The sequence below is a fragment of the Stenotrophomonas sp. genome, assembly GCF_036662295.1.
Taxonomy (GTDB): domain Bacteria; phylum Pseudomonadota; class Gammaproteobacteria; order Xanthomonadales; family Xanthomonadaceae; genus Stenotrophomonas.
In genome coordinates this window covers 1-7619 of record NZ_JAVWXA010000148.1, presented here as the reverse complement: position 1 = coordinate 7619, position 7619 = coordinate 1, and the positions used below count along the sequence as shown (strand labels likewise).

Sequence of the window (7619 nt, the reverse complement as noted above, 5' to 3'; positions counted from 1 at the left end):
TCCAGATCACCCCGGTGGTGGCCGGCTCCGTGGTGGCCATCAATGCCGATGACGGCATGCGCGTGGAGCGCGGCCAGCTGCTGGTGCAGCTGGACCCGGCCGACACCGAAGTGGCCCTGCAGCAGGCCCAGGCCAACCTGGCCAAGACGGTCCGCCAGACCCGCGGCCTGTACCGCAGCGTGGAGGGCGCCCAGGCCGAGCTCAACGCCCGCCAGGTCACCCTCAAGCGCGTGCGCGAGGACTTCGCCCGCCGCAAGGGGCTGGCCACCACCGGTGCGATCTCCAACGAAGAGCTGGCCCACGCCCGCGATGAGCTGGCCAGTGCCGAAGCGGCCGTGGCCGGTTCGCGGGAAACCTTCGAGCGCAACAATGCGCTGGTCGATGACACCGTGATCGCCACCCAGCCGGACGTGCAGGCCGCCGCCGCGCAGCTGCGCCAGGCCTACCTCAACAATGCGCGCGCCGGCATCGTCGCGCCGGTCACCGGCTACGTGGCCCGTCGTTCGGTGCAGGTTGGCCAGCGCGTGCAGCCGGGCACCGCGCTGATGGCGGTGGTGCCCACCGAGCAGATGTGGGTGGAAGCCAACTTCAAGGAAACCCAGCTGCGCCACATGCGCCTGGGCCAGGAAGTGGAGCTGCGCTCGGACCTGTATGGCGGTGATGTCACCTACAAGGGCCGCATCGACAGCCTGGGCCTGGGCACCGGTTCGGCGTTCTCGCTGCTGCCGGCGCAGAACGCCAGCGGCAACTGGATCAAGATCGTGCAGCGCGTGCCGGTGCGCATCGCCATCGATGCCAAGCAGCTGGCCGACCACCCGCTGCGCATCGGCCTGTCGATCAAGGCCGAGGTGAGCCTGCGCGACCAGAAGGGCACCGTGCTGCCGAGCGCGGCGGCCAAGGGTTCGGTGTTCGATACCGATGTCTATGCCAAGCAGCTGCACGATGCCGATGACGTGATCCATTCGATCATCCAGCGCAACCTGCCGCAGCCGGCCAAGGCGAGCTGAGGCGACCATGTCCGCACAAGCTCCAGCGGCGCCCGGCACCCCGGGCGCACCGGCGGCGCCGGGTGCGGCCGCCGGGTTCATGCCACCGAGCGTGGCCCTGTGCACCGTGGGCCTGGCGATGGCCTCGTTCATGCAGGTGCTCGATACCACCATCGCCAACGTGTCGCTGCCCACCATCGCCGGCAACCTCGGCGCCAGTTCGCAGCAGGCCACGTGGGTCATCACCTCCTTTGCGGTCAGCATGGCCATCGCGCTGCCGTTGACCGGCTGGCTCAGCCGCCGCTTCGGCGAGCGCAAGCTGTTCATCTGGGCCACGCTGGCCTTCGTGGCCACCTCGCTGCTGTGCGGGCTGGCCCAGAGCATGGGCATGCTGGTGGTGTCGCGCGCGCTGCAGGGGTTCGTGGCCGGGCCGATGTACCCGATCACCCAGTCGCTGCTGGTTTCCATCTACCCGCGGGAGAAGCGTGGGCAGGCGCTGGCGCTGCTGGCGATGATCACGGTGGTGGCGCCGATCTGCGGGCCCATCCTGGGCGGCTGGATCACCGACAACTACAGCTGGGAATGGATCTTCCTGATCAACGTGCCGCTGGGCATCTTCGCCGCGCTGGTAGTGGGCAGCCAGCTCAAGGGACGCCCGGAGCAGACCGAAAAGCCCAAGATGGACTACGTGGGCCTGATCACGCTGGTGATCGGCGTGGGCGCGTTGCAGCTGGTGCTCGATCTGGGCAATGACGAAGACTGGTTTGCCTCGACCAAGATCGTGGTGCTGGCCTGCGTGGCGGTGGTGGCGCTGGCGGTATTCCTGATCTGGGAACTGACCGACAAGGACCCGATCGTGGACCTGCGCCTGTTCCGGCATCGCAACTTCCGCGCGGGCACGCTGGCGATGGTGGTGGCGTATGCGGCGTTCTTCAGCGTGTCGCTGCTGATCCCGCAGTGGTTGCAGCGGGACATGGGCTACACCGCGATCTGGGCGGGGCTGGCGACGGCACCGATCGGCATCCTGCCGGTGATCATGTCCCCGTTCGTGGGCAAGTACGCCTCGCGGTTCGACATGCGGATGATCGCCTCCTTCGCGTTCGTCTTCCTGTCCTTCACCAGTTTCCTGCGCTCGGGCTTCAACCTGCAGGTGGACTTCGCCCACGTGGCCACCGTGCAGCTGATCATGGGGGTCGGCGTGGCGCTGTTCTTCATGCCGGTGCTGCAGATCCTGCTGTCGGACCTGGACGGGCGCGAGATCGCGTCCGGTTCGGGGCTGGCGACGTTCCTGCGGACGTTGGGCGGCAGCTTTGCGGCGTCGTTGACCACCTGGTTGTGGGCACGGCGCACGCAGGAGCATCACGCGCACCTGACCGAACATGTTTCCGGCTACACGCCGGGAATGCAGGCGCAGGTGGCGGCGATGGGGCAGGGCGACCTGCAACATGGTGCGGCGGTGCTCAACAACATGATCAACCACCAGGCCTCGCAGATGGGCTTCAACGACATCTTCTTCCTGCTGGGGTGGGTGTTCCTGGCGATCATCACCTTCCTGTGGCTGGCCAAGCCGCCGTTCGGTGCGGGGGCAGGGGCGGCGTCGGCGGGTGGGCATTGAGGTGCGGGTGAACTGAAACGAAAAAACCCCGTCGAAAGGCGGGGTTTTTTTCTTTTTATCCAGGTCGTGCCGATGGAGAAGCGACGGCAGATCACGCGCCAGGCAGGCATGTCTGCAGACATGAAAAAACCCGCTTGCGCGGGTTTGATCATTTGCTGAGTCATGGTGCCCAGGAGAGGACTCGAACCTCCACGAAGTTGCCCCCGCTAGCACCTGAAGCTAGTGCGTCTACCAATTCCGCCACCTGGGCGACTCAGGAGGGGAATTCTGCGGGAGAGCGCCCAATGTGTCAACACCATTTCACCAGATTTTTTGATCGGCGTTCGGCGCACGCGCGCATCGCGCATCGCCATGCAGGTGGCGGCCACCTGGCAGCGCCGCGGCGCGCGTCAGCGGACGGCAGAAACGAAAAAACCCGCTTGCGCGGGTTTGATCATTTTCTGAGTCATGGTGCCCAGGAGAGGACTCGAACCTCCACGAAGTTGCCCCCGCTAGCACCTGAAGCTAGTGCGTCTACCAATTCCGCCACCTGGGCGACTCAGGGGGCGAATTATGCGGAAGCATCACAGGCCTGTCAACGCATCCGTGCGCTCAATCCACACGCCGACCGGGGCAGGGCACCTCGCCATGCTTGACCTGGGCCACGGCCGCTGAAAATACTCGCCACACCCGGCAGCGAGGCGCATCGATGGTCACTCCGATCCTGCATGTCCACCCGCTGTCCTCGTACTGCCAGAAAGTGCTGATCGCCGCCCGCGTGCTGGGCGTGCCCCTCCAGGAGCGGCTGTTGAACCTCGGTGACCCTGCGCAGCGGGCCGCGTTCCTGGCGCTTTGGCCGATCGGCAAGATGCCGCTGCTGGAAGACCAGGGCCAGACGGTGGCCGAGGCCAGCATCATCATCGAGCACCTGCAGCTGCACCATGCCGCCGGCGACGCGCGCCTGTTGCCAGCGGACCCGGTGGATGCGTTGGAGGTGCGGTTCTGGGATCGGTTCTGCGACCTGTACGTGATGACCCCGATGCAAACGCTCACTGCCGACCTGCTGCGGCCGGCGCCGCAACGCGATGCCGTCGCCACCGCGAGTGCACGTGCCACCTTGCTCAAGAGCTATGCCTTGTTGGATCGCCAACTGGCCGGGCGCACCTGGTTGGCCGGCGATGGGTTCAGCCTGGCCGACTGCGCGGCCGCACCCGCGCTGTTCTACGCGCTGGCCTACGTGTCGCTGCCCGGGTCGCAGGTTGCGCTGGCCGGTTACGTGGCGCGGTTGATGGCCTATGCCGAGGTGGCGGCGGTGATCGAGGCGGCGCGCCCCTGGTTCAGGCACTTTCCGGGGCGGGCAGGGCTGGACCGGCGCTACTACGACCCCGATGCCTGAGCGGGGCGGGGCCCGGAAACGAAAAAACCCGCTTGCGCGGGTTTGATCATTTTCTGAGTCATGGTGCCCAGGAGAGGACTCGAACCTCCACGAAGTTGCCCCCGCTAGCACCTGAAGCTAGTGCGTCTACCAATTCCGCCACCTGGGCGACTCAGGAGGCGAATTGTGGCGATGCCGACGGGTGTTGTCAACGGTTTTGTTAAATTTCTTCACAAACCTGCATATGCAGCTGCCTCGACCGGTTCTGCACACCATCAGCGGTTACCATAAAGGCCAATGAAACCAAAGAAACCGACCCGGGGCGCGAAAGCCCCCAAGTCCCCGGCGCCCAAGCAGGCTGCCGGTCCGTCGGGCAAGCCCCGCGCTGCCGCCAAGAAGGCCGGCAAGCTGCCACCGTGGATGCCCGAATCGATGAACACCCCAGCGCCGCGCGGCGGCAAGCGCGCCGGCCCGCACCCGGATAACGCCATGCCTGTGCCGACCCGCCGCCGCCCGCACCCGGGTACGGCCGAAATGAACGTGATCGACCCGCATGCCGCGCGCGAAGCCGAGCGCTATGCGCAGCCGATCGCCAGCCGTGAGGCGATCCTGCAGCTGCTGGACCGCTGCGATGGCCCGCAGACCGCCGAGGAAATCGGCGTCCACCTTGGCCTGACCGAGCCGGACCGCGCCGATGCGCTGGGCAAGCGGCTGGGCGCGATGGTCCGTGATGGCCAGCTGGTGCAGAACCGTCGCGGCGGCTTCGCGCCGGTGCAGGCCACCAACCTGATCACCGGCGTGGTGATCGCCAATCCGGAAGGGTTCGGTTTCCTGCGCCCGGTCGAAGGCGGCGACGACCTGTTCCTGCCGCCGTATGAAATGCGCAAGGTGCTGCATGGCGACAAGGTGCTGGTCAACGTGACCGGTATCGACCGCCGCGGCCGTCGCGAAGGCAGCATCGCGCGCGTGCTGGAGCGCGGCATGACCCGCCTGATCGGCCGCTTCAGCGTGGAATTCGGCATCCATTACGTGGTGCCCGATGACAAGCGCGTGCAGCGCAACGTGCAGATCCCGCCCGACCAGACCGGCGATGCCCGCGATGGCCAGCTGGTGGTCTGCGAGCTGACCCAGGCCCCGGACACCCGGCGCCCGCCGATCGGCCGCATCATCGCCGTGCTCGGCGACAAGCTGACCGCCTCGCTGATCGTGGAAACCGCGATCCACGGCCACGAGCTGCCGTTCGAATTCCCGCAGGCGGTGCTCAACGAGGCCGCGGCGGTGCCGCTGGTGGTGGAGCCGTCGATGATCGGCGGCCGCGTGGACCTGCGCAGCACCCCGCTGGTCACCATCGATGGCGAGGACGCCAAGGATTTCGACGACGCGGTCTACTGCGAACCCAACGCCGAAGGCTTCCGCCTGGTGGTGGCGATTGCCGACGTCTCCAATTACGTCCGTCCCGGCACGCCGCTGGACGATGAGGCCCAGAAGCGCGCCACCTCGGTGTACTTCCCGGGCTTCGTGGTGCCGATGCTGCCGGAGACGCTGTCCAACGGCATCTGCTCGCTGATGCCCAAGGTGGATCGCATGTGCTTCGTCTGCGACATGCAGGTGAACCGCGATGGCGAAGTGATCCACTCGCGCTTCTACGAAGCGGTGATGAATTCCCACGCACGCCTGACCTACACCCAGGTCTGGCAGGCGGTGGGCGAGAACGATGTGGCCGTGCGCAACCAGATCGCCGCGGTGCTGCCGCAGGTCGAGCGCCTGCACCAGCTGTACAAGGTGCTGGCCAAGGCACGCACCCGCCGCGGGGCGATCGAGTTCGAATCCTCCGAAGTGCGCTTCGTGCTGGACAACACCGGCGAGGTCACCCAGGCCGGCATGCTGGTGCGCAACGATGCGCACAAGCTGATCGAGGAATGCATGATCGCGGCCAACGTGCAGGCCGCCCGCTACCTGCTGCACAAGCAGGTGCCGGCCCCGTTCCGCGACCATGCCAAGCCGCCGGAAGCCAAGTACGACGACCTGCTGGAATTCCTCAAGGAGTTCAAGCTGAGCCTGCCGCCGTGGTCCAAGGTGCAGCCGGGCGATTACACCAAGCTGCTCAAGAAGGTGCGCGAGCGCCCGGATGCGGCGCTGCTGGAATCGGTGCTGCTGCGCAGCCAGAGCCTGGCGGTGTATTCGCCGGACAACCAGGGCCACTTCGGCCTGTCGCTGGACGCCTACGCCCACTTCACCTCGCCGATCCGTCGCTACCCCGACCTGCTGGTGCACCGGGCGATCAAGCACGCGCTCAGCGGCGCGCCGCTGGAGAAGTTCACTTACGCCCCGCGCGAGATGGCGGCGCTGGCACTGCAGTGCTCCGAACGCGAGCGCCGCGCCGACGAGGCCGAGCGCGAAGTGGACGAGCGTTACCGCGCGGCGTGGATGGAAAAGCACGTCGGCGGCCAGTTCGATGGCGTGATCAGCGGCGTGACCAGCTTCGGCCTGTTCGTGGAACTGGACGAATCCAAGGTCAACGGCCTGGTCCACGTGACCCAGCTGCCGCACGACTATTACCAGTTCGACGCGACCCGCAAGACGCTCAGTGGCGAACGCCGTGGCAAGGCCTACCGGCTGGGCGACCGCGTGCGGATCCTGGTGCTGAAGGCCAGCATGGAAGAGCGCAAGATCGACTTCCGGCTGGTGGAAGAGCAGGACGACGCGCTGGCCCCGCCGCCGCCGCGCGGCCAGCCGGCCAAGCGCCAGAAGCAGAAGTACTGAGCGACCGGCGTCGCGGCCGTGCGGTCGCGACGCCCGCCTCGGGCCGGGCCGGGGTCGGGGCGTGTGAACGCCCGGCAGGGCAGGGTGGGCCGCGATGCTCTACCATTACCACCCCCTGTACCGGTCCCGCCCCGCAATGAGCAAGCAAAGCCAGTGGATCGTCGGCGTCAACGCCGTCGCCTCCTCGATCGAGAACGATGCCGAGAACGTCCGCGAGGTGCTGATCGAGGCCGGCGCGAAGAACCCGCGGCTGACCGAGATCGAAGAGAACGCGCGGCGCAAGGGCATCGACGTGCGCAAGGTCAACACCCAGGCGCTGGACGGCGTGGGTGGCTCGGTGCGGCACCAGGGCGTGGCCGCCCGCTACCAGGCGGCGCGCACCTACGGTGAGAACGAACTGGAAGGGCTGATCGAAGCCGCCGAGGGCAAGGCCCTGCTGCTGGTGCTGGACGAGGTGCAGGACCCGCACAACCTCGGCGCCTGCCTGCGTAGTGCCGCCGCCGCCGGCGCCACCGCGGTGATCATTCCCAAGGACAAGTCGGCCACGGTCAACGCCACCGTGCGCAAGACCTCGGCCGGTGCCGCCGACCGCATCCCGGTGGTGGCGGTGACCAACCTGTCGCGCTGCCTGAAGGACCTGCAGAAGCTGGGCGTGTGGATCTACGGCCTGGCCGGCGAAGCCACCGCCTCGCTGTATTCCATCGACCTCAAGGGCAACGTGGCGCTGGTGCTGGGCGGCGAAGCCGACGGCCTGCGCCGCCTCACCCGCGAAAACTGCGACAGCCTGGTCAAGATCCCGATGCCGGGCGACATCGAAAGCCTCAACGTCTCCGTCGCCACCGGCGTGAGCCTGTTCGAAGCCGTCCGCCAGCGCGGCCTGTAACCCACCGCCGGGGGGGTA

The 7619-nt window shown here is 67.2% G+C and carries 5 protein-coding genes and 3 tRNA genes; 5 read left to right on the top strand and 3 right to left on the bottom strand.

The genetic code is table 11. From position 1 onward, the window contains the following. Both emrA and RSA25_RS18280 read left to right on the top strand, forming a co-directional pair. The coding region (gene emrA, locus RSA25_RS18285) for a multidrug efflux MFS transporter periplasmic adaptor subunit EmrA (RefSeq protein WP_332810252.1) at positions 1–1007 on the top strand (1007 nt) is incomplete at its 5' end. A 7-nt stretch (positions 1008–1014) separates the two neighbouring features. Next, positions 1015–2601, top strand: coding sequence for a DHA2 family efflux MFS transporter permease subunit (locus RSA25_RS18280; protein ID WP_332810251.1), 1587 nt, complete (start codon positions 1015–1017; stop codon positions 2599–2601). A gap of 163 nt (positions 2602–2764) precedes the next feature. On the opposite strand, the gene RSA25_RS18275 is transcribed toward RSA25_RS18280, so the two are convergent. Further along, positions 2765–2851 (bottom strand) — tRNA-Leu (locus RSA25_RS18275). A 198-nt stretch (positions 2852–3049) separates the two neighbouring features. After that, positions 3050–3136: transfer RNA gene (locus tag RSA25_RS18270), tRNA-Leu, on the bottom strand. A gap of 153 nt (positions 3137–3289) precedes the next feature. Here RSA25_RS18270 and RSA25_RS18265 point away from each other — a divergent pair. Next, positions 3290–3976: a glutathione S-transferase family protein gene (locus RSA25_RS18265; RefSeq protein ID WP_332810250.1), complete on the top strand. Its 687-nt coding sequence runs from the start codon at positions 3290–3292 to the stop codon at positions 3974–3976. 61 nt (positions 3977–4037) lie between these two features. On the opposite strand, the gene RSA25_RS18260 is transcribed toward RSA25_RS18265, so the two are convergent. Next, positions 4038–4124 (bottom strand) — tRNA-Leu (locus tag RSA25_RS18260). Positions 4125–4444: 320 nt separating this feature from the next. Between RSA25_RS18260 and rnr the strand changes: the two genes are divergently transcribed. Then, positions 4445–6718: a ribonuclease R gene (rnr, locus tag RSA25_RS18255; protein WP_332810249.1), complete on the top strand. Its 2274-nt coding sequence runs from the start codon at positions 4445–4447 to the stop codon at positions 6716–6718. A 136-nt stretch (positions 6719–6854) separates the two neighbouring features. Then, a complete protein-coding gene (gene rlmB, locus RSA25_RS18250) occupies positions 6855–7601 on the top strand; it encodes a 23S rRNA (guanosine(2251)-2'-O)-methyltransferase RlmB (protein ID WP_332810248.1) in 747 nt (248 codons plus the stop codon). Positions 7602–7619: the final 18 nt, after the last annotated feature.